This is a genomic window from Pseudomonas sp. GM33 (genome assembly GCF_000282295.1).
In the GTDB taxonomy this organism is placed as follows: Bacteria; Pseudomonadota; Gammaproteobacteria; order Pseudomonadales; family Pseudomonadaceae; genus Aquipseudomonas; species Aquipseudomonas laurylsulfatiphila.
Genome location: NZ_AKJO01000070.1, coordinates 39066 through 64053 on the forward strand (window position 1 = coordinate 39066; position 24988 = coordinate 64053).

Annotated in this window: 19 protein-coding genes, 1 tRNA gene and 1 pseudogene; 4 read left to right on the plus strand and 17 right to left on the minus strand. The window is 60.1% G+C overall.

What is annotated here, in order from left to right; all coding sequences use genetic code 11:
* Positions 1-100: 100 nt before the first annotated feature.
* From PMI26_RS19670 to ptsP, 3 genes are read right to left on the minus strand one after another with little or no spacing between them, the layout of a single operon-like run.
* Complete coding sequence (locus PMI26_RS19670; RefSeq protein WP_007973081.1) at positions 101-1840, minus strand: PTS fructose-like transporter subunit IIB; 1740 nt, start codon at positions 1838-1840, stop codon at positions 101-103.
* 11 nt (positions 1841-1851) lie between these two features.
* Positions 1852-2793 (minus strand): 1-phosphofructokinase, encoded by a 942-nt coding sequence (gene pfkB / locus PMI26_RS19665; protein WP_007973083.1) that lies wholly within the window; start codon positions 2791-2793, stop codon positions 1852-1854.
* Positions 2793-5654 (minus strand): phosphoenolpyruvate--protein phosphotransferase, encoded by a 2862-nt coding sequence (ptsP, locus tag PMI26_RS19660; RefSeq protein WP_007973084.1) that lies wholly within the window; start codon positions 5652-5654, stop codon positions 2793-2795. The genes pfkB and ptsP overlap by 1 nt, the downstream gene beginning before the upstream one ends.
* 290 nt (positions 5655-5944) lie before the next feature.
* Between ptsP and cra the strand changes: the two genes are divergently transcribed.
* Complete coding sequence (gene cra / locus PMI26_RS19655; protein ID WP_007973085.1) at positions 5945-6940, plus strand: catabolite repressor/activator; 996 nt, start codon at positions 5945-5947, stop codon at positions 6938-6940.
* 3 nt (positions 6941-6943) lie between these two features.
* A complete protein-coding gene (locus tag PMI26_RS19650) occupies positions 6944-7720 on the plus strand; it encodes a TatD family hydrolase (RefSeq protein ID WP_007973086.1) in 777 nt (258 codons plus the stop codon).
* Here PMI26_RS19650 and PMI26_RS19645 read toward each other — a convergent pair whose 3' ends face one another.
* From PMI26_RS19645 to PMI26_RS19625, 6 genes and pseudogenes are all read right to left on the minus strand, one after another.
* Positions 7721-8110 (minus strand): hypothetical protein, encoded by a 390-nt coding sequence (locus PMI26_RS19645; RefSeq protein WP_007973087.1) that lies wholly within the window; start codon positions 8108-8110, stop codon positions 7721-7723.
* Positions 8111-8353: 243 nt separating this feature from the next.
* Entirely contained in the window at positions 8354-9067 is a 714-nt protein-coding gene (locus tag PMI26_RS32290; protein WP_443200839.1) for a methyl-accepting chemotaxis protein, read from the minus strand.
* 144 nt (positions 9068-9211) lie between these two features.
* Positions 9212-10351, minus strand: a pseudogene (locus PMI26_RS32295) (HAMP domain-containing protein); the annotation flags it as partial.
* Between the two features lie 238 nt (positions 10352-10589).
* Complete coding sequence (ampE, locus tag PMI26_RS19635; protein WP_007973090.1) at positions 10590-11426, minus strand: regulatory signaling modulator protein AmpE; 837 nt, start codon at positions 11424-11426, stop codon at positions 10590-10592.
* Positions 11423-11983, minus strand: a complete 561-nt coding sequence (ampD, locus tag PMI26_RS19630) for a 1,6-anhydro-N-acetylmuramyl-L-alanine amidase AmpD (RefSeq protein ID WP_007973093.1) — start codon at positions 11981-11983, stop codon at positions 11423-11425. The genes ampE and ampD overlap by 4 nt, the downstream gene beginning before the upstream one ends.
* Before the next feature lie 62 nt (positions 11984-12045).
* Positions 12046-14232 (minus strand): DUF1631 domain-containing protein, encoded by a 2187-nt coding sequence (locus tag PMI26_RS19625; RefSeq protein WP_007973095.1) that lies wholly within the window; start codon positions 14230-14232, stop codon positions 12046-12048.
* Positions 14233-14496: 264 nt separating this feature from the next.
* Here PMI26_RS19625 and nadC point away from each other — a divergent pair, with 264 nt between their 5' ends.
* Complete coding sequence (gene nadC, locus PMI26_RS19620) at positions 14497-15345, plus strand: carboxylating nicotinate-nucleotide diphosphorylase (protein ID WP_007973096.1); 849 nt, start codon at positions 14497-14499, stop codon at positions 15343-15345.
* Positions 15346-15396: 51 nt separating this feature from the next.
* Here nadC and PMI26_RS19615 read toward each other — a convergent pair whose 3' ends face one another.
* The gene (locus PMI26_RS19615) at positions 15397-15702 is read right to left on the minus strand and encodes a DUF6388 family protein (protein WP_007973098.1); all 306 of its coding nucleotides are present in this window, start codon (positions 15700-15702) and stop codon (positions 15397-15399) included.
* A 302-nt stretch (positions 15703-16004) separates the two neighbouring features.
* Here PMI26_RS19615 and PMI26_RS19610 point away from each other — a divergent pair, with 302 nt between their 5' ends.
* Positions 16005-16544 carry a hypothetical protein gene (locus PMI26_RS19610; protein ID WP_007973100.1) on the plus strand — a complete coding sequence of 180 codons (540 nt, stop codon included), beginning with the start codon at positions 16005-16007 and terminating at the stop codon, positions 16542-16544.
* 12 nt (positions 16545-16556) lie between these two features.
* Here the strand turns inward: PMI26_RS19610 and PMI26_RS0129495 are convergent.
* From PMI26_RS0129495 to nusA, 7 genes are all read right to left on the minus strand, one after another.
* Positions 16557-16632 (minus strand) — tRNA-Thr (locus PMI26_RS0129495).
* A 139-nt stretch (positions 16633-16771) separates the two neighbouring features.
* Positions 16772-18877, minus strand: coding sequence for a polyribonucleotide nucleotidyltransferase (gene pnp, locus PMI26_RS19605; protein WP_007973102.1), 2106 nt, complete (start codon positions 18875-18877; stop codon positions 16772-16774).
* A gap of 206 nt (positions 18878-19083) precedes the next feature.
* Positions 19084-19353: a 30S ribosomal protein S15 gene (rpsO, locus tag PMI26_RS0129500; RefSeq protein WP_015093441.1), complete on the minus strand. Its 270-nt coding sequence runs from the start codon at positions 19351-19353 to the stop codon at positions 19084-19086.
* 118 nt (positions 19354-19471) lie between these two features.
* On the minus strand, positions 19472-20389 hold the full coding sequence (gene truB, locus PMI26_RS19600; RefSeq protein ID WP_007973105.1) for a tRNA pseudouridine(55) synthase TruB: 918 nt from the start codon (positions 20387-20389) through the stop codon (positions 19472-19474).
* A 3-nt stretch (positions 20390-20392) separates the two neighbouring features.
* Positions 20393-20794 carry a 30S ribosome-binding factor RbfA gene (rbfA, locus tag PMI26_RS19595; protein ID WP_007973108.1) on the minus strand — a complete coding sequence of 134 codons (402 nt, stop codon included), beginning with the start codon at positions 20792-20794 and terminating at the stop codon, positions 20393-20395.
* A 159-nt stretch (positions 20795-20953) separates the two neighbouring features.
* The gene (infB, locus tag PMI26_RS19590; protein ID WP_007973110.1) at positions 20954-23479 is read right to left on the minus strand and encodes a translation initiation factor IF-2; all 2526 of its coding nucleotides are present in this window, start codon (positions 23477-23479) and stop codon (positions 20954-20956) included.
* Between the two features lie 27 nt (positions 23480-23506).
* Complete coding sequence (nusA, locus tag PMI26_RS19585; protein WP_007973112.1) at positions 23507-24988, minus strand: transcription termination factor NusA; 1482 nt, start codon at positions 24986-24988, stop codon at positions 23507-23509.

A 24988-nucleotide genomic window follows, 5' to 3' on the forward strand; every position in this document is an offset into this window, starting at 1 on the left:
CATAGATCCCTGTGGGAGCGAGCTTGCTCGCGATAGCGGTCTCACATTCAACATTTATGTCGACTGAAACACTGCAATCGCGAGCACGCTCCCACAGGGGTCAGGCGGTGACCGGTTCTACCACCATTTCCACCGTTTCCGGCCGTTTGACCAGCGCATACACCACCGCCGTCAACAGACTCCCCGCGACGATCGCCAGCAGATACAACAGTGCATGGTTGATCGCATTCGGGATCGCCAGCACGAACAAACCGCCGTGGGGCGCCATCAATTTACAGCCGAAATACATCGACAGCGCACCGGTCAGCGCGCCGCCGGCGATGCTCGCCGGAATCACCCGCAACGGATCTTTCGCCGCAAACGGAATCGCCCCTTCGGAGATAAAGCATAGCCCCAGCACCAGCGCTGCTTTACCGGCTTCGCGTTCAGTCTGCGCAAACTTGCGCCGGGCAATCAACGTGGCGATGCCCAGGCCGATCGGCGGCACCATGCCGGCGGCCATGGTCGCCGCCATCGGCGCGTAACTCTGCGACGCCAGCAACCCGACCGAGAACGCATAGGCCGCTTTATTGATCGGCCCGCCGAGGTCGACGCACATCATGCCGCCCAGCAGTACACCGAGCAGGATCGCGTTGGTGGTGCCCATGCTGTCGAGGAAATGGGTGAGCCCGGCAAGCATCCCGGCCACCGGTTTGCCGACCACGTAGATCATCACCAGACCGGTGAACAGACTCGCCAGCAACGGAATGATCAGGATCGGTTTCAACGCCTCAAGGCTCTGGGGCAAACGCGCGTATTTATTGATCGCCCTGGCCGCATAACCGGCGAGGAAACCGGCAACGATACCGCCAATGAAACCGGCACCCAGGGTGCTCGCCAGCAGACCGCCGATCATCCCCGGCGCGAGACCGGGACGGTCGGCGATGGAGTAGGCGATATAGCCTGCCAGCAGCGGCACCATCAACTTGAACGCAGTGTCGCCGCCGATCTGCATCAACGCCGCCGCCAGCGTGCCCTCCTCCTTGAACGCGGTGATGCCGAACACGAACGACAAGGCGATCATCAAACCGCCGGCGACCACCATCGGCAACATGAACGACACGCCAGTCAACAGGTGTTTATAGACGCCCGTCTTCTCCTGTTTGGCCGTTGTTTGGGCAGCGTTCGCTACACTTTCCTGCTGCCCTTCGGCCAAGGCTTTTTTCAGGGTTGCTTCGGCTTGCTTGAGGGCAATGCCGGTGCCACAGCGATAGATTTTCTTGCCGGCGAAACGCTCGGTGGCGACTTCGATATCGGCCGCCAACAGCACCACATCGGCCTCGGCAATCGCCGCTGCGCTCAGTGGATTGCGCGCACCGACCGAGCCTTGGGTTTCCACCTGCAAGTCATAACCCAGGCGCTTGGCCGCTTGTTGCAAAGCCTCGGCGGCCATGAACGTGTGAGCGACGCCCGTCGGGCATGCGGTAACGGCCACCAGTCGCGGCGCGTTCCGGGCTACAGCCACTGGCTCGATGACCACTTCGGAAGCGGCGTAAATCTGCGCTTCCTGCGCACCACGTCGCAGCATGGCTTCCACGTCTTGCAGGGCCTGGGCCGGGGTACTCTGGAACACTCGCTTGCCGACAAACCGCGCCATGTCCACGGGCGCGCTGGTCACCAGCAGCACCCACTCGGCCGCGTCGAGGGTAGCCGCCGACAGTTGCTTTTCCGGATGTGCGGCGTCGGTGATTTCGACACTGGTGCTCCAGCCCTGACGCTGGGCCGCGGCATCCAGCAGCCGGGCACACAGCACACTGGTGACCATGCCGTTCGGGCAGGCCGTAATGATGGCTAACTTCATGACAAACCCTCTTATTGTTCTGTCAGGGGACGCACGCGCACACCCTGTTCGAGCTGCGCCAGTTGCGCTGCATCGCCAATGCCGAATCCGATCTGGGTCACTGCCATCGCGGCAATCGCCGTGGCAGTGCGCAAGGTTTGCTCCGGCGTATCGGCGCTGAGCAAGCCGTGGAGCATCCCCGCCAGTAATGAATCACCCGCGCCCACCGTGCTGACGACGCTGACCCTGGGTGGCGTGGCATGCAGCGCCGAACCGACGCTGAACCAGTTCACGCCTTCGGCGCCGTGGGAAATCACCACATGCTCGATGCCCCGGGCGTGCAAACGCTCCGCCGCCAAGGCCTGCGCACTGACCGACACGACTTCGCAGTCCAGCACCTCGGCCAGCTCTTCAGTGTTGGGTTTGATCAGCCAGGGTCCCGCTTTAAGCGCTGCACGCAATGCCTCACCGCTGGTATCGAGGGCAACGTTCAGGCCCAGCGTCTTCAAGCGCACAATCAGCGCCTGCAACCACTGCGCACTGACGCCCAACGGCAAGCTTCCGGCGACCACCACCGCATCGTGGCCCGGGGCAATCTGCTCCAGTCGATCGATCAAGGCCTGCTGCGCCGCTTCGCTGACCTGAGGCCCCGGTCCGTTGATGTCGGTGATGCGTCCGTCGCTTTCCGCCAGCTTGATGTTGCTGCGGGTTTCACCGGGAACGCGGATGAAGGCGTCGACAAAACCGCGTTTGGCGAACAGCGTTTCAAACGCTTGCAGGTTGTCTTCGCCAAGAAAACCACTGACGGTCAACTGATGTCCGAGGTCGGCCAGCACTTGCGCCACGTTCACGCCTTTACCGGCGGCGTGTGTGTGCATGACATCGCTGCGATTGACCTGACCGGCTTCAAGGCGCGGCAACTGTACGGTCAGGTCCAGCGCCGGGTTGAGGGTCAGGGTGAGAATCCGTGCCATTACAGGGCCTCCACGAGTGCGCGCACTTCATTGGCGCTGCCCACGGCCAAGGCCTCACGGGCAAGGGTTTGAGTCTGAGTGAAGCCCAGTTCGCGAATCCGCGCCTTGACCTCGGCAATACTGCGCGCGCCGACACTGAGCTCATCCACCCCGAGGCCGACCAGTACCGGCACCGCCAGCGGGTCGGCTGCCAACTCGCCGCACACGCCGACCCATTTGCCATGGGCATGGGCCGCACGCACGGTGATGTCGATCAGTTGCAGCACCGCCGGGTGCAAGCCATCGGCCTGGGCCGACAGCGTCGGATGGCCACGGTCGATGGCCAGGGTGTATTGGGTCAGGTCGTTGGTACCGACGCTGAAAAAGTCGACCTCCCTGGCCAACACCGGCGCCAGCAAGGCCGCCGACGGCACTTCGATCATGATCCCCAGTTGCAGGTCGGCAACCGGGATTTCCAGGCGCAGACGTTCGGTCATGTCACGGGCCTGACGCCATTCATCAACACTGCCGACCATCGGGAACATGATCCGCAGCGGACGGTTGTCGGCGGCCCTCAGCAAGGCACGCAGTTGCGCCTCCATGATCTGCGGGCGCTGCAAGGTCAGGCGAATGCCGCGCACGCCGAGGAACGGGTTTTCTTCCTTCGCAATCGGCCAGTACGGCAGGGGTTTGTCACCACCGACATCGAGGGTACGCACCACCAGCGGTCGCCCGGCCAAGCCGTCGAGGACGCGGCGGTACTCGGCTTCCTGGGTCGCCTCGTCGGGCGCTTGCGGGTGGGCCATGAAAATCAGTTCGGTGCGCAACAGGCCGATACCTTCGGCGCCCTGCTCCACCGCACTGGTGACGCCGGCACTTTCGCCGATATTGGCGAACACTTCGACGGCATGGCCGTCGGTCGTCAGTGCCGGCTGGTGGCGTTGCTCGGCGGCTGCCTTCAAGCGCTGCTCGCGGGTATCGCGTTCGGCCGTGGCGCGCTGCAAGGTCGTCGCATCAGCGTCCACATGCAGACGCCCACGCTGGCCATCGAGCAGCAATGGCGTACCCGGCGCCAGCAGCAACACGCCAGGGCCGGCGCCGACCAATGCCGGAATGCCCAGGGCCCGGGCAACAATTGCACTGTGCGCCGTAGCGCCACCCCGTGCAGTGAGAATCCCGGCCACGCGAGCCGGGTCGAGACGCGCGACGTCGGACGGACCGACCTCGTCCATCACCAGGATGTACGGCTGATCCGGTTCGCTCGGGGTTTCGATCCCACTGAGTTGCAGCAATACCCGACGCCCAATGTCGCGCAAGTCGGCAGCGCGCTCGGCGAGCAAGGCATCCTGCAATGCTTCCTGCTGCCGGGCCGCCGCTTCAATCACGACCATCCACGCGGCCTCCGCGCTTTCGCCCTGCTTGAGGCGCGTATCGACCTCATCGGTGAGTTCCGGGTCGTCGAGCATCTCCTGGTGGGTGATGAAGATTTCGCGAATGGCTTTGCTTTTGCTGCGCTCGATCAATCCCTGGATGTCACGGCGCACCTGCGCCAGCGCCTGCTGGAGACGTTCGCGTTCGATGGCGGCGGACTCACCGCGCAACGGGTAATCGATGGTTTGCAGGACTTGAATATGCGCCGGGCCGATGGCGATGCCCGGTGCGGCGGCAATGGCCTGGACCACGCTGCCGGATGTCGGGGCGAGGATCACTTCGGCCATATCGGCAACGACTTCCCGTGCCTGGCTGACTGGCGGCAGCGGCTCGATTTCCTCACCGAGGCCTTCTTCGATGGCGGCCAACAAGGCCGGCAACGCATCCGCCGCGATGGCCGGTTCGGCAATGAATTCCAGGACCTGCCCGCGACGGGCGCCGAGGCTGAGCAGTTTGCTCAGGCTCTTCACCGACACCGCGCTGTCGTGGCCGTCGACGATCCGCACGCGGATCTCGCCCTCAAAACTTTTCGCCAGCTGCGCAAGGATCTTCGCCGGCCGCGCATGCAAACCGTGGGCATTGGCCAAGGCAATCCGCGCACTGGGCCAGTCGGCGGGCACTTCACCACCGAGCACTTCGAGGACTTTGCGGCTGCTGGTGGCGCGCCCCAATTCATGACCACGTCCTTCGATCAACAACGCGCACAGGCGCTCCAGCAGGGTTTGATGGGCCTCACCGAGGCTGGCCAGGCAGAACAGTCCATTGAGTGGCTGGCCGAGATAACGCAGCGGTTTGTCCGGGGTGACGAAGGCCAGGCCGGGGCGTTTCACCGTTTGCTCGCTGTGCAGCCACCACAGGCCATCGCCCAACGGCAGCGCTTCAACCTGTTGCAGCACGGCGGAAAAACCATTGCTCACGCAGTCGGCCTGGCGCAACAAACGCGCGCCGCGCCAGACCAGCTCTTCGAAATCTTCGGCCGCCACACCGAGGCCGATCATCTGCGCATCCAGCGCCAGCTCCTGGGGCGCACCCTGCAGCAATTTCAGCAGTGCTTCAGCAGAGCTGGCGCGACGCAAGGCCTGGCCCAGATCAGTCTCGCCGAGGGCGCGGGTGAGCAATTGCAACAGGCGCAGATGCTCATCGGACTTGGCGGCGATACCGATCGCCAGGTAAACGATATGACCCTCGCCCCAGTCCACCCCCTCAGGGAACTGCATCAGGCGCACACCGGTGGTGAACACCTGGTCGCGGGTTTCGGGAGTCCCGTGGGGGATGGCAATACCTTGACCGAGAAAGGTCGAGCCCTGGGCCTCCCGCGCCTGCAAACCGGCCAGATAACCCTCGGCAACCAGGCCGTCGGCGACCAGATGCCGGGCCAGCGATTGCAGCGCTGCGGACTTATCCACGGCCGACTGGCCCATGGAAATCTGCTCTACAGTGAGCTCGAGCATGCGTTCTCCTTTTTGGCGCCTTGGGGTGCCAGGTATTGTTTTGAATGAGTCAGCTCAGGCGCTTGGTCGTCACTTTTGGCGGTTTCACGGCAGAACCGGCCAAAGGCGCCTTTAACGTAGAAAATACGCTTGCTGAAACGTTTAATCTAGAATAAATGGCACGTTACTCGATAATGTCCCATCCTTGAAGCTCAACTTGTCGGATGCGTTGCGACAATGGTCGCCTGCCTTAATCGGTTAGGATTGACGAAAATGTCGAGGCAATCTCGAAAAAACAAGGAAACAGCGGGTTGAAACTCAGTGATATTGCCCAGTTGGCCGGTGTGTCCGTCACCACCGCCAGCTATGTCATCAATGGCAAGGCCGAACAACAGCGCATCAGCAGCGCCACCGTCGAACGCGTGCGCGCGGTCGTCGAACAACATGGCTTCACGCCTAACCCACAGGCCGCCGGCTTGCGCAGCCGACACACGCGTACCTTGGGGTTCATTCTGCCGGATCTGGAAAACCCCAGTTACGCGCGAATCGCCAAATTGCTGGAACAAGGCGCCCGCGCCCGCGGTTATCAGTTGCTGATCGCCAGTTCCGACGATGCCCCGGACAGCGAACGGCAATTGCTGCAACTGTTCCGCGCCCGGCGCTGCGACGCGCTGATTGTTGCCAGTTGCCTGCCGGCCGGCGACGACAGCTATCGCCAGTTGCAGGCCAAAGGCATACCGATCATTGCCATCGACCGGGTCATGGACCCCGAGCGCTTCTGCTCCGTGATCAGCGACGACCGCGAGGCCAGCCTGCAACTGACCCGCAGCCTGCTGGAGCCGCTGCCCAAACAGATCGCCCTGATCGGTGCCCGCCCGGAACTGAGCATCAGCCGGGAACGTGCCGCGGGTTTCAAAGAGGCCCTCACCGGGTTCAACGGCGAAGTACTGATCGAAGAAGGCGAATCCTTCAGCCGCGAGTGCGGCAAACAATTGATGGAAGAGTTGCTGCTGCGCCTGGGCCATTTGCCCGATGCGCTGGTGACCACCTCCTACGTACTGCTTCAGGGCGTGTTCGATGCGCTGCACGACTTCCCGTTGAAAAACCGCCCGCTGCGCCTCGGCACATTCGGCGACACCCAGCTGCTGGACTTCCTGCCGTTGCCGGTCAACGCCATGGCCCAGCAACACCAGTTGATCGCCGACAAGGCCCTCGCGCTCGCTCTGACGGCCATCGAGCAGTCGGATTACCGGCCCGGCGTGCAAGCCATCCCGCGCACGTTCAAGCAGCGTATTCTTCAGGACTGAGCCGTGGAGTTGATCGACACCCATACCCACCTGGATTTTCCGGACTTCGACGCTGATCGCCAGGCGCTGCTGGCCGAAAGCCGCGCCCTCGGGGTGCGGCGGATCGTGGTGCTGGGGGTTTACCAGGCCAATTGGCAACGGGTCTGGGAGCTGGTGCAAAACGATCCCGACCTGCATGCGGCGTTCGGTTTGCATCCGGTGTATCTGGACGATCATCGCCCTGAAGACTTGAGCGAACTCGGCGATTGGCTAACCCGCCTGGCTGGCCATCGGCAACTGTGTGCGGTGGGCGAAATCGGCCTGGATTACTTCATCGAATCCCTCGATCGCGACCGCCAACAGGCGTTGTTCGAGGCGCAATTGCAACTGGCGGCGGACTTCAATCTTCCCGCATTGATCCATGTGCGGCGTAGCCATGCGGCGGTGATTGCCACCCTCAAACGGTTTCGCCTCAAACGTGCCGGGATCATCCACGCCTTCGCCGGCAGCAAGGAGGAGGCGCGGGAATACATCAAGCTCGGTTTCAAGCTTGGCCTTGGCGGCGCCCCGACCTGGCCACAGGCGCTGCGCATGCACCGCGTACTCGCCGAACTGTCGCTGGATTCGGTGGTGCTGGAAACCGACTCACCGGACATGGCACCCGCCATGTTCCCCGACCAGCGCAACAGCCCGGCACACTTGCCGGCGATCTGCGCGGCACTGGCGCCATTGATGGCAATCAGCCCGGAACGACTGGCGGCTGCCAGCACCGCCAACAGCTGCAAAGTATTCGGCTGGTAATCAGTCCGCGTGAGCCCTGGCAGCTTCCAGGATCAGCGTCAGGTGCTGACGCCGGCGGAAGTAAAGAACCACCGCTAAATACACGAACAAGACGATCAGCGAAGCATTCAGCTGTTCGATGACACTGAGCATTCCCACCCACTCCATCACCAGCGCCACCAGCAGGGCCGTGCAGACCATCACCCGCAGGCTGGCCCGCAACAGCGAAAAAGAGTCGAGAGACTTGAAGCGCTTGATCTGTTCCGGACAACGCAACTGAACGTGTTTCCGGCAGTGGGCGCAGGCAAACGCTTCATTGATCGCAATGGCGTTGAGTTGCCAGGGCTGAAGCAGCAACGTGCGCTGACAATGCGCACAGCGCCCCTGGACTCCTGTTGTTGCAGCAGACATGACCAAACTCCTCCATGGGTAAGCCGCGTAACTCTTCCTTGATTGAAATCCAATAGCCAGCGCACGGAGAAAATCAGGAAGATTCTCACCGAGAAAGGGAAAAAGTATTACGAAACTTACCGACAGTACACCAAAACCGTGGGAGCAGGTTTGCCCGGGAAAGCGATCATCCAGTCACACTAATGTTGGATGTGCCGCCGTCTTCGCGGGCAAGCCCGCTCCCACAGGGTCCCGAGGAAACCTTCAAACCCGGAATGCACTGATCAACTGTTTCAACTCCACGACCTGAGCCGACAACGCCCGGCTGGCGTCTTCGGTCTGATGCGCACCTTCAGCGGTACGCTCACCGGCGCGATTGATCTCGACGATGTTCTGGTCGATGTCGTGGGCCACGGCGGTTTGTTGCTCCACGGCGGCGGCAATCTGCTGGTTCTGGTCGACGATCATACCGACCGCGCCCAGGATGTTTTCCAGCGCCCGCTGGACCTTCTCCGACTGCCCCACCGTGCCGTTGGCCATTTCATGGCTGGTGCCCATGGCCTTGACCGCCGCGCCGACTCCGCCATGGAGCTTGGCGATCATCTGCTCGATTTCTTCGGTCGATTGCTGGGTACGCTTGGCCAGGGTCCGGACTTCATCGGCTACCACGGCGAAACCGCGCCCCTGCTCACCGGCCCGTGCGGCCTCGATAGCGGCATTGAGCGCCAGCAGGTTGGTCTGCTCGGCGATGCTCTTGATCACTTCCAGAACGCGGCTGATGGACTGGCTGTCGCTGGCCAGTTGATTGATCACCCGCACCGACTGATCGATTTCGCTGGCCAGTGCGGCAATGCTCCCTTGCTGCGACTCCACCAGACCGCGACCGCTGACGGTTTCGTCGTTGACGCTGTGGGCGCTGCTCACCGCCGCTGCAGCACTGCGCGCGACCTCCTGGGAAGTGGCCGACATCTGGTTCATCGCCGTGGCCACTTGTTCGATCTGTGTGCGCTGCCCGGCGACGGCCTGGTTGCTTTGCGCGGAAACGCTTTCCACCTGACCGGCCTGGCGCTCGACTTCGCTGACGGTCTGCCCGACCCGCTCGATCAGGTCATGGATTTTCTTCACGGTGCCGTTGAACACCTCGCCCAACTCGCCCAGTTCGTCACGGCTATGGGCGCTGAAGGTCACCGTCATGTCGCCGGCCGCCACCTTGTCCATCACCGCTCCAAGGCGCTTGAGCGTGGTGCGGGTCGAGACATAGAAAGCGCCGTAGAGATAAAAGATCAACACGAATACGACTGATAACGCCACGGCCTGCAAGACCATGTGCGTGCGGTTCTGGTCCAGGCGTTGCTGCAACTGCGGGCCCAGATACTTGAGGGTTGCTTCGTTGAGTTGGTAAGTCTGGTCCATCAGGGCGCTGACCTGATCGTAAAAGCCCTGCCACGGCGCATCGAGGGTATCGGCCATGACCACTTGCTCTTCGAACAGCTCGCTGGCTTTCTTCAAGGATGCCCGGCTGCTATCGGCCTGAGCGGCCAGGGTATCGCGGGCGGCTTTGCTGGAACCCAAGGCGTCCTGCAACTTCAGGCCATATTCGGCCTGGAGCTTTTCAATCTGCGCCAGCAATTCATCGAAACGGGTACTCGACGCCGAGTTGATGAAACCCTGCCCCAACGAGTAGGACCCCATTGCCCGACCTTCACCCAGAATCTGGGTGACACGTGGGGTGACGAGGGTGACGAGCTCACTCAACTGGCGCATGTCGCTCTGATTGTCGCGACTGAGGCCGGACTGGCTGGTGATCAGCTGGCCGAAAATCTGCGCACTGCCCACCAGCTTGCCGATCAGGGCACTTTTGCTTTGCAGGGAGTTTTCCGTTTGCTGGGCCTTGAACGCGGCGATCATCTCATCGCGCTTGCCATCAAACACCGCGACCTGCTCCGGGTCGCTGGTCATCGCCGTCAGCCCTTGCAGGCGAGTCAGAATATTCTGCTCGAGGGTGCTGATCTTCGATTCGACATTGCCGGCCTTGCCGGATTGGCCGAGGCTGACATTGATCTGCACCAGATTGTTCAGGGTTTCCAGATCGCGCCTTAACGTCAGGCTGCTGCCCAACAGGTCGAGACTTTGCAGTTCGATGCGTGTGCCCTGGAATTCGCGGTAGGAGTCACGCACCAGATAGAAGTTGGTCACCAGCATCGGTACCAGGAACAGTACGCTGATCAGGCTGAACTTCATGCCGAAGCTCAGACGATTCATCAGTGCAACAGCGGGATAGAGCAAGCTCTTCACTGGATGTCTCCCTTCAATTTCTTATTTTTTTTATTGGCAGGCGCAGACAGACAGCAGATAGCCACTATGCGGCGCTATCTCTGTATAACTTAAATCGGCAGGAAGTTTTGTAACTTAAGGTTAACGACAGGTTTCATCCGCCAGTGCGGATGAACCATTGTGGTGAGGGGGCTTGCCCCTCACCACAAGAGCATCAACTGCTGGCCTAATGCAGGACCGTCCACAACGCAAACCCGGCATACCAGAGCACTGCGGCACGCAGCAGCAGGTCCCAGATGCGGTCCAGGTTGTTGATACCTTCTGCGCCAGCCACCGGTGCCGGAATTTCACCGGCCACCAGCCCGACTTTCACGATCAATTGTGCGGCACTGATGTTCCAGTTCAGCAGTTCATGCAGCATCACCCGACTGACCGCGACAAAATTGCCGACCAACGCCAGGCTCGCCGCCAGCAGACGCACCGGCAACCAGTCGAAGGCGTGACGCAGTTGCCCGGCGCGCTCGACCAGCGCCGGGCTTTTCCCGTCTTCTTCGGCCAGCGCCAGCAGTCGATAACTCAGCGCCGCGACCGGGCCCAACAGGAAGTACCAGAAAATCACCGCGAAAAAGCTCTGGTAGGCCTCCCACAGCAAATGCCCTTCGACCTGCTCCAGCAACTGCTCGCCACTGTCTGCACAGATATCCAGATCGCGCTTGGCGACAAGGGCCGCCGCTTGCAGGTCCTCCCTACGCCAGGCATCGCGGAACGGCCCGAGATCGCCCAGCAGATCACCGCGCCCCAGGCTGTAGATCACGACCAGCAGATGGATCGGCAACGCGAGCAACCCGTAGGCCACCGGTTCGATGACGACCAGCAGCAAACCCAGCAATGCCACCGGCAACAAGACCACGACCGACAACACCAGCCATGGCCGGCCCGAAAACCGCGGGCTGGCCTCAAGCTTGTTCAGCTCGTGTGTCCAGCCACTGTCACGCTGAACCCGATGGCGCAGGGCCGAGAACTTTTCGATCCACACCGCCAACAGCAACACCAGAAAACTCATTGCCCATCCTCTTGTGCCAGAGCGGCGCGATAACGTGCCCAGTCGAACGCCGGTCCCGGATCGGTTTTACGCCCGGGTGCAATGTCGCTGTGCCCGCAGATACGCTCTGTAGTGATCGCCGTGAACGTCCGTTGCAACTGACGGGTCAGGGCCGTCAACGCGCCGTATTGCGCGTCGGTGAACGGCAGATCATCCGTGCCTTCAAGCTCGATGCCCACGGAAAAATCGTTACAGGTTTCCCGCCCATCGAAGCACGAGACTCCTGCATGCCACGCACGCTCAAGGCATGAAACAAACTGGGTGACCGTTCCGTCACGCTCGATCAGAAAGTGTGCGGACACCCGCAAATCCGCAATCCCTTCAAAATAGGGGTGTTCGGTGACATCCAGGCGATTCTGGAAAAATTCCTGCACCTTGCCAGTGGCGAACTGCGCCGGTGGCAGGCTGATGTTGTGAATCACCAGCAGGGAAATCTCGTCTGTGGGGCGCGCATTGAAGTTGGGTGAGGGGCAGACATGCACACCCTGAATCCAACCGCTCGCGGGGTCCAACTGCATACCGATTCCTTCAACGTCGACTGTGTTGGCACAGTATGCCGCGATATTCCCCCAAGGCGCGATCACTTGCCGCGCTTGAGGCGCTTGAGGTTGCCGATCACCCGTTCGAGAGCTCGCTCGAACAGCAAGGTGTCGTCAAGCACTCGCGCCCTGCCATTGCGCAGTTCCAGGGCCAGGTCAGGCCGACTGCGCTCGAGCACTTTCATGCCGGTGCGGTTGACGAAGATGTATTGGCCGGTGGTTGCAATGATGGCCACCAGTTTGCAGCGAAGGCTGTTTTCCGGGTCTTCCTGAAACTCGACCCAACAGCCCGGAAGCATTTTATCGACCTGGCGCAAACCCGCATCGTCCGCCAGCAAACGTATCGGCTCACTGAGCACCTGACTTTCCTCGGCCAAATGCAGGACGACAGGCGTCAGCACCTCGATCATCAGCGACGCACTGGCGGGTGAGCCCCCCGCTGCCTGAACGTGCAAGCTCTCCAGCTCGCTGAAAAACTCGCTGGCGGCAAACGGATCGAAGGCCGACGAATTCAGTCCGTCGCGCAACGACTTGAGCAAATCCGGTACCAGGGCCAACATCCTGGTCGCATCGGACTCGTGGTGGTGCTGAACGCTCCAGACCAATTGCTCCAGGGTACGCACATCGGCATGCCACTCAGCCGACCGATCGCCATGCTTGAGGTACGTCAGCAGCAGTACTTTGCTCCAGGCCTCCTGGACAAACCCCAGTACGCCTTGCGGCAGGTACTTGCCAAACAACGCCTGATTCAACACCTGCTCGACACGCTGGCGGGCCAGCCCGGTCCTGGCTCGTCCTTCCTCGGCATCACGAATGCGTTGCTCGAGCAACTCGCTGCGCCGGCGCTCGTCCTGGGTAAACGCGAGAAAGTCAGCCAGCAGTTCGGAAAATATCGAGGGGTCATCGATAAAGTCATTCAACAAACGCTGTACGACCTGATCGATGCGCACGTACAGGCTGTCACGCTGATGATCGTCACAGGCGTCCCACCCCATAGCCGCGTTGGCGATTTCGTTGAGCAGGCGTCGTGCCGGATGACTGCTGCGACTGAAGAAACTCTTGTCGAGCAGCGCCACCTTCACCAGTGGAATCTGCAATCGGCCGATCAGCACCTTGAGCGGATCCGGCAGATTTCGATCATCGAGCATGCACTCGAACAGCATGGCGACCAGGTTGATCACATCTTCATCGGCCTCCTCGAAAACCCGCGACCTGCCACTTTTGACGCTGACCCGGGTCAGTAACTGTTCGAGCTGGTTACGCAGGTCAAAATCGTCCACGACTGCCGGGGCCGGCACGTATTGCTGCAAATGCGACAGCAGGCGCAACAGATCGCGCGTGGAAATCGGCAGCGCAGTGGCACTGACTTCCAGCGTTGGCGACAGGCTGCCGCGAACGTTGAACAGCAGGGCCTGCAACGCGGCGAAAACCGCCTGGACATTGTCATCGATGGGCAAGCAGACCGGGGTGGCGCACTCATCGGTCGGTTCGACGGGGGCGCTGTCGGGCCGGTCGACGGTACGGCGCACCGGGGCCGGTTCAAGGTCGGGCAACACACCGGTAGCGAGCAACAGTTGATTGGCTTCGGCGTAAAGCTGATCGGTCTCGCTGAGGACATAACGCTCGAACAACCCGAGGAGAATCAGCTTCACCTTGATCTCCAGCCCCAGCTGGCGCGCAGCCTGCAAGAAGTATTCGCAGAGCATCGCCGGACTCAGGGGGTTGTGCAGATCGCCCAACCCCTTGCCCGACAAAGCGCAGAGTCGAGCCGTCAGTTGATCCAGGGCTAACCCGTCGCGGTCCAGGACCCGGCTGACCATCGTGTCCACCGCGACTGTACGCTCCCCCTCGTCATCGGTTTGCGCCAAGGATGAATCGGCCGCCAAGGCCTGGGGCATAGCTGTAATGGCAGGGTCGTATTGGGCAAGCCGGATGAACGCGCCGAAAAACTGCTCGAGAAACACCCGCTCGATGCTTTTGTGCTTGAGACGCAAATCGCGCATCGTTTGAAAGAAGATGTTCTGCTCGACGTCACAGCGGGCTTGGTCGGCCATTTCGAAGAGGGTGTCGTCGGCGTTGTCGAACAACGCCTGCAATCCGTGGCGCAGCTGTTGCGCGGCCTTGTCGCGAACCTGGAGAAGAATCGCCGGCAGTCGGGCGAGTGGCGAATGAGCCACCTGGTCGGTAGTTGCCTTGTGCAAAGGCACTACATTCCCGTCGTTGTGCATTCGGCCTCCCTGGAACGGTGATGCTTCGACTCGTCAAACTGATGACGTCAAATACAAGGCGAATTATCTTGTAAAAGCTCACCTTTGTGCCAGAAGACTCTGCACCTCATCTCAAACAGGCGTTTGCTCGGTAGCGATGGCCCGCACCGACACCCTCAGGGATTCGACCAAATGCAGGCGCCATTGCCAACGTAATGCTCTGATGCCTTGGGTTGGTCCGTGCCATGGCCCTATAATCGAGCCACTTTGTTTGTGGAGTCCGTTATGCCGAATCTACGTCTCGCCGATCTGACCGCCGAAATCGAAGCCAACGTGCGCCGTGCGTTGCGTGAAGACATCGGCAGCGGCGACATCACCGCGCAGTTGATCCCGGCCGAACGCCTGGCCAAAGCCACCATCATCACCCGCGATGCGGCCGTCATCAGCGGTACCGCCTGGGTGGATAACGTGTTTCGGCAACTGGACCCACGGGTGGCAGTGCACTGGCAGGTTGCCGACGGTGAACGGGTGACGCCCAATCAGGTGCTGTTCCACCTCGAAGGCCCCGCGCGCTCACTGCTGACCGGCGAACGCAGCGCCCTGAACTTCCTGCAACTGCTCTCCGGTGTGGCGACCCGCGCGCAATACCTGGCGGACTTCGTGGCCGAGACCCAGGTCAAGCTGCTCGACACCCGCAAGACACTGCCGGGGCTACGCCTGGCGCAAAAGTACGCCGTAACCTGCGGCGGTTGCCACAACCACCGCATCGGCCTGTATGACGCCTTCCTGATCAAGGAAAACCACATCGCCGCCAGCGGCGGCATCGCGCAGGCCATCGCCGCCGCGCACAAGATCGCCCCGGGCAAACCGGTCGAGATTGAAGTGGAAAGCCTGGATGAACTGAAAGAAGCGTTGGCGGCCGGTGCCGACATCATCATGCTCGACGAACTGAGCCTGGACGACATGCGCGAAGCCGTGCGCCTGAATGCCGGCAAGGCCAAGCTGGAAGCCAGCGGCGGGATCAACGAGAGCACGTTGCTGCCGATTGCCCGGACCGGGGTGGATTACATTTCGATCGGTGCAATGACCAAGGATGTGAAGGCGGTCGATCTATCGATGCGTCTCAGTATCTGAAACCATCGCGCAATAAAAAACGCCAGCCTCGAAAAGGCTGGCGTTTTTGTTTCAAACCACCAGATTGTTCATCTCGCAGTATTCTTCCCACTCGACGCCTAAAACTTCGGCCGCTTCTTTATGCAACTTCAGGCGTTCTGCTTCGTATTCCTCCGGGGTCGAGGTGTACTTGAGCGTCAATTCCCACGGCTGCAAGCCCTGGGCTTCAGCTTCATCCTCGAAGGCCCATTGAATCTGGTCTTTCTGATCGTCCGGACTCAAGTCCTTGATCTCGTCCATCAATTCGGGCGCGTCCAGCACGTACTTCTTGAGGGCTTCTTCGTGTCTTTTTTCTTGGCTCAATTCTTTTACGGTCATGTTGTTCTCGCTGATCTGGGGAATGGAAGATGGATCTGGATCATCAAGGATCTCTCTGACGCAGAAGAACCGCTTGTAGTCCGGTCTGTCTGGCCTTCAGAACCATTCGGGATCATCTGAAAACTGCTGGGCGAAGCTCATGCAGGCTCCGAATATAGGATGTTTGTCGGACGATTTGCACGTCTCTTTACATCTCCCCACAAAAAGTTGTGCACAGGATGCGCTGATGGCGGCGGGAACATAAATTCAAATCCCCAGTCATAGCAATGTGCCATATCGGCATTTCACAAGGAACCTCAGTGATGCGCAGCATTTCCAAATCTTCGTCTGTTGTGCTTGCAACCGCATTGTTCGCCAGCCTGGCACTACCGTTTCCGGTGCTGGCCGCTATCGAAGTGAGCAGCGGCCCCCCCTCGTTTGGCGACAAGATCCCGGTTCTGCACTACGAGTACGACAAATACACCCTGGTCAAAACCGTGATAAGTGCCGATGACCTGCAAAGCATGCAAAAGTCGCTGAAGGACACCTCAGGGAATGTCGAAGACCTGAAGAAAACCGTCAGCGAACAACAACGCACGATTGAGGATCTCAAGCGCAACAACGGTTCCAGCTCAAGCTCCAGCAGCAGGGAAATCGACGAGCTCAAGCGCAAGGTGGCCGAGCAGGAGCGCGACATCAACAACCTCGGCAAGCAGGTTGAAGAACTCAAACGCAATAGCGGCTCCAGCTCCAGTTCAAACAGCAGCGAGATTTCCAGCCTGAAACGGGAAGTCAGCGATCAGGAGCGCGAACTCGACAACCTCAAGCGGACCGTCGAGGACTTGAGCAGAAAGGTGAAATAACAAGGGGGGAGATGGTGCCCGAGACAGGAATCGAACCTGCGACCTTCGCGTTACGAGTGCGCTGCTCTACCGGCTGAGCTACACGGGCGGTGGGCTAAACCTAGCACTGCTATCGAGGTCCGGCAACTTCGCGCAATGTCTCGATGTTTCGCAGACAAAAAAATGCCCCGCCGTTTTCACGGCGGGGCATTTTTTACAACGTTGAAGCGGTCAGGCGTGAGGCGCGATTAAACGCCCGAAGCCTTGGCTGCTGCCACGTCTTTGATGGACAGTTTGATACGGCCGCGGTTGTCCACGTCCAGTACCAGCACTTCCACTTCCTGGCCTTCTTTCAGGATGTCGGTCACTTTCTCTACGCGAGCGTCGCTCAGCATCGAGATGTGAACCAGACCGTCCTTGCCCGGCAGGATGTTGACGAATGCGCCGAAGTCGACGATGCGCTCAACCTTGCCGACGTAGATCTTGCCGATCTCGGCTTCAGCGGTGATACCCAGAACGCGCTGACGTGCAGCTTCAGCGGCTTCCTTGGTTTCGCCGAAGATCTTGATAGAACCATCGTCTTCGATGTCGATCGAAGCCTTGGTTTCTTCGCAGATCGCACGGATGGTCGCGCCGCCTTTACCGATAACGTCACGGATCTTGTCGGTGTCGATCTTCATCGCGATCATGGTCGGAGCATTGGCCGACAGTTCGGTACGCGACTGGCCAATGATCTGGTTCATCTGGCCGAGGATGTTCAGGCGCGCTTCCAGGGCTTGGCCCAGAGCGATCTCCATGATTTCTTCGGTGATGCCCTTGATCTTGATGTCCATCTGCAGCGCGGTGACGCCTTTGGCGGTACCGGCTACCTTGAAGTCCATGTCGCCCAGGTGGTCTTCGTCACCCAGGATGTCGGTCAGGACGGCGAACTTCTCGCCTTCTTTGACCAGACCCATGGCGATACCGGCAACCGGTGCCTTCATCGGCACACCGGCGTCCATCAGGGCCAGGGAAGCACCGCAAACGGAAGCCATCGAGCTGGAACCGTTGGATTCGGTGATTTCCGACACTACACGGATGGTGTACGGGAACACGTCAGCGGCAGGCAGCATGGCCGAAACCGAACGACGGGCCAGACGGCCGTGACCGATTTCACGACGACCAGCGCCACCCATGCGACCACACTCGCCCACCGAGAACGGAGGGAAGTTGTAGTGCAGCATGAACGGGTCTTTTTTCTCGCCTTCCAGGGTGTCCAGCAGCTGTGCATCACGGGCAGTACCCAGCGTTGCAACGACCAGGGCCTGGGTTTCGCCACGGGTGAACAGGGCAGAACCGTGGGTTTTTGGCAGAACGCCGACTTCGATGTTCAGCGGACGTACGGTGCGGGTGTCGCGACCGTCGATACGTGGCTTGCCGTTTACGATGTTTTCGCGAACGGTGCGGTATTCGATTTCACCGAAAGCCGCTTTGACGTCGGAAGCGGAAGGCTGGCCTTCTTCACCGGACAGCTTGGCAACGACCTGGTCCTTCAGCTCGCCCAGGCGAGCGTAACGGTCGGCCTTGACGGTGATGGTGTAGGCCTGGGAGATCGCTTCGCCGAACTCGGCACGGATAGCGCCCAGCAGTTCGGTGGCCTCTGGTGCAGGAGCCCAGGTCCAGGTTGGCTTGGCAGCTTCGGCAGCCAGTTCTTTGACCGCGTTGATCACAACCTGGAACTCGTCGTGAGCAAACAGTACCGCACCCAGCATCTGGTCTTCGGTCAGCTCTTTGGCTTCCGATTCAACCATCAGCACGGCGTCCGAAGTACCGGCAACGACCATGTCCAGGCTCGAAGCAGCTTGCTGCTCGTAAGTCGGGTTCAGCAGGTAGCCGGTGCTTTCGTGGAACGCAACGCGGGCAGCGCCGATCGGGCCATCGAAAGGAATGCCGGAGATCGCCAGGGCAGCCGAGGTACCGATCATCGCAGCGATGTCCGGATCGGTCTTCTTGCTGGTGGAAACGACGGTGCAGACAACCTGCACTTCGTTCATGAAACCTTCAGGGAACAGCGGACGGATCGGACGGTCGATCAGTCGGGAAGTCAGGGTTTCTTTCTCGGAAGGACGGCCTTCGCGCTTGAAGAAACCGCCAGGGATCTTACCGGCAGCGTAAGTCTTTTCCTGGTAGTGAACAGACAGAGGGAAGAAGCCCTTGCCTGGATCGGCTTGCTTGGCACCGACTACGGTCACCAATACGCTGACGTCGTCGTCAACGGTGACCAATACTGCGCCGGAGGCCTGACGGGCGATGCGGCCAGTCTCGAGGGTAACGGTCGACTGACCGAACTGGAATTTTTTGATTACCGGGTTCACGGTGTCCTACCTTCTTTGTGGCTCTTGGGGGAACTGGTTTCTTGCGAAATTCTTGGGCAATGTCGGGAATCGGCCCGACCGGTTTGTCCAGGTGTTACTCAGGCAAAGCAGGTATCCAGATAAAACTTGAGGCTGGGAGCCTGCCATGCGCCGGCGGGAAACCCGCTGGTGCACGACAGACAACCAACCTCTAGCGCAATCGCTTATTAGCGACGCAGACCCAGGCGACCGATCAGAGTCTGATAGCGACCCAGATCCTTGCCTTTCAGGTAGTCCAGCAGCTTACGACGCTGGTTAACCATGCGGATCAGACCACGACGGGAGTGGTGGTCTTTACCGTTGGCCTTGAAGTGACCTTGCAACTTGTTGATGTTGGCGGTCAGCAGTGCAACTTGCACTTCTGGCGAACCAGTGTCACCAACAGCTTGCTGGTAGTCAGCAACGATTTGAGCTTTTTCTTGAACGTCGAGAGCCATGAGGCAATCCTTTTATCAGGAAACTGTTTGTCGAAAAACAGTTTCAACAGGCCAGGGACAAATCCCTGTATCTAAAAATGAGTAGTGACCGTGCCTGTTAACAGCCACCCTCGTTCGGTCATTCTGACCGAATCAGTCGACGCGGCGCGATGCGCCCGTCTTCGCTCACTTCACCGATACCGATGAAGCGACCATTGTGATCCTGTACCCGCACCATGCCGAACTTCGGAGCATCCGGGGCGCGTACCGGCTGGCCGTTGAGCCAGTAGAACGCACTCGCTTCCGAGAACTGCAACAGTGGCCAATCCAGCAGACCGCTGTCCGATGGCATCAGGAAGCGATCGACCGCTTCGTTGCCGCCTTCGGCATGTACCGCTTCCAGCTCTTCGAGAGTAACCGTCTGCGCCAGGGTGAATGGCCCGGCCTGGGTACGTCGCAGTTCTGCAACGTAAGCGCCACAACCGAGTTGCTCACCGATATCCTCCACCAGGGTACGGATATAGGTGCCTTTGCTGCAATCCACCGCCAGCCGCGCAGTATCTCCTTCGAAGGCCAGCAATTCCAAGCGCGTAATAGTAACAGAACGCGGTTCGCGCTCCACTACTTCGCCTGCACGCGCCAGCTTGTACAGCGGCTGACCATCACGCTTGAGCGCCGAGTACATCGGCGGTATCTGACTGATTTGCCCACGAAATTTCGGCAGTACAGCCTCGATATCGGAGCGACCAACGGTCACCGGGCGCTCCTGCAAAACTTCACCTTCGGCATCCGCCGTGGTGGTGGTCTTGCCCAGTTGCGCCAGGGTTTCGTAACCCTTGTCGGAATCGAGCAGGTATTGCGAGAACTTGGTGGCCTCGCCGAAGCACAGCGGCAACACGCCGGAGGCCAAGGGATCGAGACTGCCGGTATGACCTGCCTTTTCGGCGTTGAGCAACCAGCGAACCTTCTGCAAGGCCGCGTTGGAGGTGAACCCCAGCGGCTTGTCGAGAAGGATAATGCCGCTGACGTTACGACGGATACGTTTGACCTGAGCCACCGGTTACTCCTTGGTGTCTTCGGCTTCTGCCGCAACCGGATGCTGATTGTCTTCAGCCACTGCGCGCTCGATCAATGCCGACAGATGCGCACCACGCACGACGCTTTCGTCGTAGTGGAAGTGCAGCTGTGGAACGCTGCGCAGCTTCATCTCGCGAGCCAGCTGCATGCGCAGGAAACCGGCGGCGGAGTTCAGCACCTTGATGCTTTGTGCGATTTCTTCGGCACTGTCCTGCCCCATCACGGTGATGAAGATCTTGGCGTGACCGACGTCACGGCTGACTTCCACTGCGGTAATGGTGACCAGGCCGACGCGCGGGTCTTTGACTTCACGACGGATCAGTTGTGCCAGCTCACGCTGCATCTGATCGCCGATACGTTGGGTACGGCTGTATTCTTTTGCCATGTCTTGTTACCTGTAACTGCCCCACGGTGAAACCCGCAAGGTCTGAAAGCGGCAAACGCCCGGCCTGACAAAAGCCAGACCGGGCGTTGCGTTTAGAGTCCTGGTGACGAATTGAGCATTTGCATGCGGCTACCCGTCACGGCTCCTGAAGTGCGCGAATTAGAGGCTGCGAGCAACCTGCACCTTCTCGAAGACTTCGATCTTGTCACCGACCTTGACGTCGTTGTAGCTCTTCACGCCGATACCGCATTCCATGCCGGCACGTACTTCGGAAGCGTCATCCTTGAAGCGGCGCAGGGATTCCAGCTCGCCTTCGAAGATAACGATGTCTTCACGCAGTACACGGATTGGACGGTTACGGTGCACAACACCTTCGATAACCATGCAACCGGCGATCGCGCCAAACTTCGGCGAACGGAACACGTCACGCACTTCGGCGATGCCCAGGATGTTCTCGCGAACATCGCTGCCGAGCATACCGGTCAGGGCTTTCTTGACGTCTTCGATGATGTCGTAGATCACGTTGTAGTAACGCATATCCAGACCTTCCTGCTCGACGATCTTGCGCGCGCCGGCATCGGCACGCACGTTGAAGCCGAACAGTACAGCGTTGGAGGCCAGTGCCAGGTTGGCATCGGATTCGGTGATACCACCGACGCCGCCACCGACCACACGCACTTGCACTTCGTCGTTACCCAGGCCGTTCAAGGCGCCGTTCAACGCTTCGAGCGAACCACGGACGTCGGATTTGAGGACGATGTTGAGCGTCTTCTTCTCTTCCTGACCCATGCTTTCGAAGATGTTTTCCAGCTTGCCGGCGTGAGCGCGAGCCAATTTGACTTCGCGGAACTTGCCTTGACGGAACAGAGCCACTTCACGGGCTTTCTTCTCGTCGGCAACCACGCTCATCTCGTCGCCAGCGTCCGGGGTACCGTCCAGGCCGAGGATCTCGACAGGGATGGCCGGACCGGCTTCCTTGATTGGCTTGCCGTTCTCGTCGAGCATGGCGCGCACGCGGCCATAGTTCGAACCGACCAGGACCATGTCGCCCTGACGCAGGGTACCGTCTTGAACCAGCACGGTAGCCACCGGGCCACGGCCCTTGTCCAGGCGGGACTCAACCACGACACCACGGCCAGGAGCCGATGGGGTTGCAGTCAGTTCCAGGACTTCGGCTTGCAGCAGAACGGCTTCGAGCAGTTCGTCTACACCGGTACCCATCTTCGCCGAAACCGGTACGAATGGAGTGTCGCCACCCCACTCTTCCGAAGTCACGCCGTGTACCGACAGTTCGCTACGGATGCGATCGAGGTCAGCACCTGGCTTGTCGATCTTGTTCACAGCGACAACCAGCGGAACGCCAGCAGCCTGGGCGTGCTGAACAGCTTCGATGGTTTGCGGCATTACGCCGTCGTCCGCTGCAACCACCAGGATCACGATGTCGGTCGCCTTGGCACCACGGGCACGCATCGCGGTAAACGCGGCGTGACCAGGGGTGTCGAGGAACGTCACCATGCCACGGTCGGTTTCAACGTGGTACGCACCGATGTGCTGGGTGATGCCGCCGGCTTCGCCAGCAGCAACCTTGGCACGACGGATGTAGTCGAGCAGGGAAGTCTTACCGTGGTCAACGTGGCCCATTACGGTCACGACTGGAGCACGGGAAACTGCCTCGCCTTCAAACTTCAGGGACTCGGCCAGGGAATCTTCCAGGGCGGTGTCGCTGACCAGGGTCACTTTGTGGCCCAGCTCTTCGGCAACCAGTTGGGCAGTTTCCTGATCCAGTACCTGGTTGATGGTCGCTGGAGTACCCAGTTTGAACATGAACTTGATGATTTCAGCAGCCTTGACCGACATCTGCTGGGCCAGATCGCCCACAGTGATGGTCTCGCCGATCTTCACTTCGCGCACGACAGGGCCGGTCGGGCTCTGGAAACCGTGGGCGTTGCGCTTCTTCAGCTTGGCCTTGCCGCGACCACCACGACGGAAGCCATCGCTTTCTTCGTCGGTAGTACGTGGGGCAACGCGTGGCGCTGGCGCCTTTTCCTTGACCGAAGCACGATGCGGAGCGTTTTTGCGCTCGCCATCGCCACCACCGCGACGATTGTTGTCGTCGGCACGTGGTTTGTCCGGACGACGCTGTTCGTCGCGCTTGCGAGTGTCTGCCGCAGGTGCCGGAGCAGCTGCCACAACCGGTGCGCTTTCACGCACTGGCTCGGCTACCACAGCAGGCGCTGCAACAGGTTCGGCTGGAGCGGTCGGCGCAGCAGCAGGCTGGCGACGCGCTTCTTCTTCGGCGCGACGCTTGGCTTCTTCTTCAGCCTTCTGACGTGCAGCATTTTCTACTGCGCGACGTTCATCCAGTTCACGCTTGCGCTCGGCTTCGATTTCTTCCGGGCTGCGCTGTACGAAGACTTTCTTCTTGCGTACTTCAACGCTGATGCTTTTGCTGCCGGCAACCCGCAGGGTGCTGGTGGTTTTACGCTGCAGCGTAATCTTGCGTGGTTCTTCCACTTTCGCCTTGTGGCTGCTTTTCAAGTGAGTCAGCAACGATTGCTTCTCACTGTCAGTCACACTTTCTTCGGCGGCGGTGTGCGGCAGACCTGCCTCACGCATCTGCTGCAACAGGCGCTCTACCGGTGTTTTGACCTCATCGGCCAGTTGTTTCACCGTGACTTGCGTCATGCACTTCTCTCCTCAGGCCGCGCCTAATTACTCGAACCAGTGGGCTCGGGCGGCCATGATCAACTTGCCGGCACGATCATCGTCAATGCCGTCGATGTCGAGCAGGTCGTCAATAGACTGCTCGGCCAGGTCTTCGCGGGTAACTACGCCGCGCACCGCCAGTTCCATCGCCAAATCCTTGTCCATACCCTCAAGCGAGAGCAGGTCTTCGGCCGGATGGGCGTCTGCCAGCTTTTCCTCAGTAGCGATGGCTTTGGTCAACAAGCGATCCTTGGCACGAGCGCGAAGCTCGTTGACGATTTCCTCGTCAAAGCCGTCGATGTTGAGCATTTCTTCCAGCGGTACGTAGGCAATCTCTTCCAGGCTGGTGAAGCCTTCATCTACCAGCACCTGAGCCAGCTCTTCGTCGACTTCCAGCTCGTCGATGAAGTTGCGCAGGATGTCGCCGGTTTCTGCTTGCTGCTTAGCCTGGATGTCCGATTCGGTCATCACGTTCAGGGTCCAGCCAGTCAACTGGCTGGCCAGACGCACGTTCTGACCACCGCGACCAATGGCCTGAGCCAGATTGTCTGCGCCAACGGCGATGTCCATTGCGTGGGCATCTTCGTCAACGATAATTGCCGCAACCTCGGCCGGGGACATGGCGTTGATCACGAACTGAGCCGGGTTGTCGTCCCACAGAACGATGTCAACACGCTCACCACCCAACTCACCCGACACTGCCTGGACGCGCGAACCGCGCATACCGATGCAGGCGCCTTGCGGGTCGATGCGTTTGTCCTTGGAGCGAACGGCGATCTTGGCGCGGGATCCCGGATCACGGGACGCAGCCATCACTTCGATCAGGCCTTCGGCAATTTCCGGCACTTCGATGCGGAACAACTCGATCAGCATTTCCGGCGCGGTACGCGACAGGATCAGCTGCGGGCCGCGGTTCTCGGTGCGGATTTCCTTGAGCAGCGCACGCAGACGCACGCCAACCCGGAAAGTTTCGCGAGAAATGATGTCTTCACGGGCCAGCAACGCTTCGGCGTTGTTGCCCAGATCAACGATCACGTTGTCGCGGGTGACTTTTTTCACGGTGCCGGAGATGATTTCACCCAGGCGCTCGCGATAAGCGTCAACAACCTGAGCGCGCTCGGCTTCGCGAACTTTCTGCACGATGACTTGCTTGGCAGTCTGTGCAGCAATGCGGCCGAATTCGATGGACTCGATTTTCTCTTCGACAACGTCACCGACCTTGGCGCCAGGGTGCGTTTCAGCAACCTTGCTCGGCCAGGTTTCGATGGCCGGATCGTCCAGGTCTGCCTCTTCGACGACCGTCCAGCGACGGAAAGTCTCGTAGGCACCCGTGTGGCGGTTGATTTCCACACGCAGATCAACTTCGTCTTCGAAACGCTTTTTGGTCGCAGTGGCCAGGGCCAGCTCCAGCGCTTCAAAAATCACGTTTGCCGGTACACCCTTTTCGTTGGATACCGACTCAACAACCAGCAGTACTTCTTTGCTCAT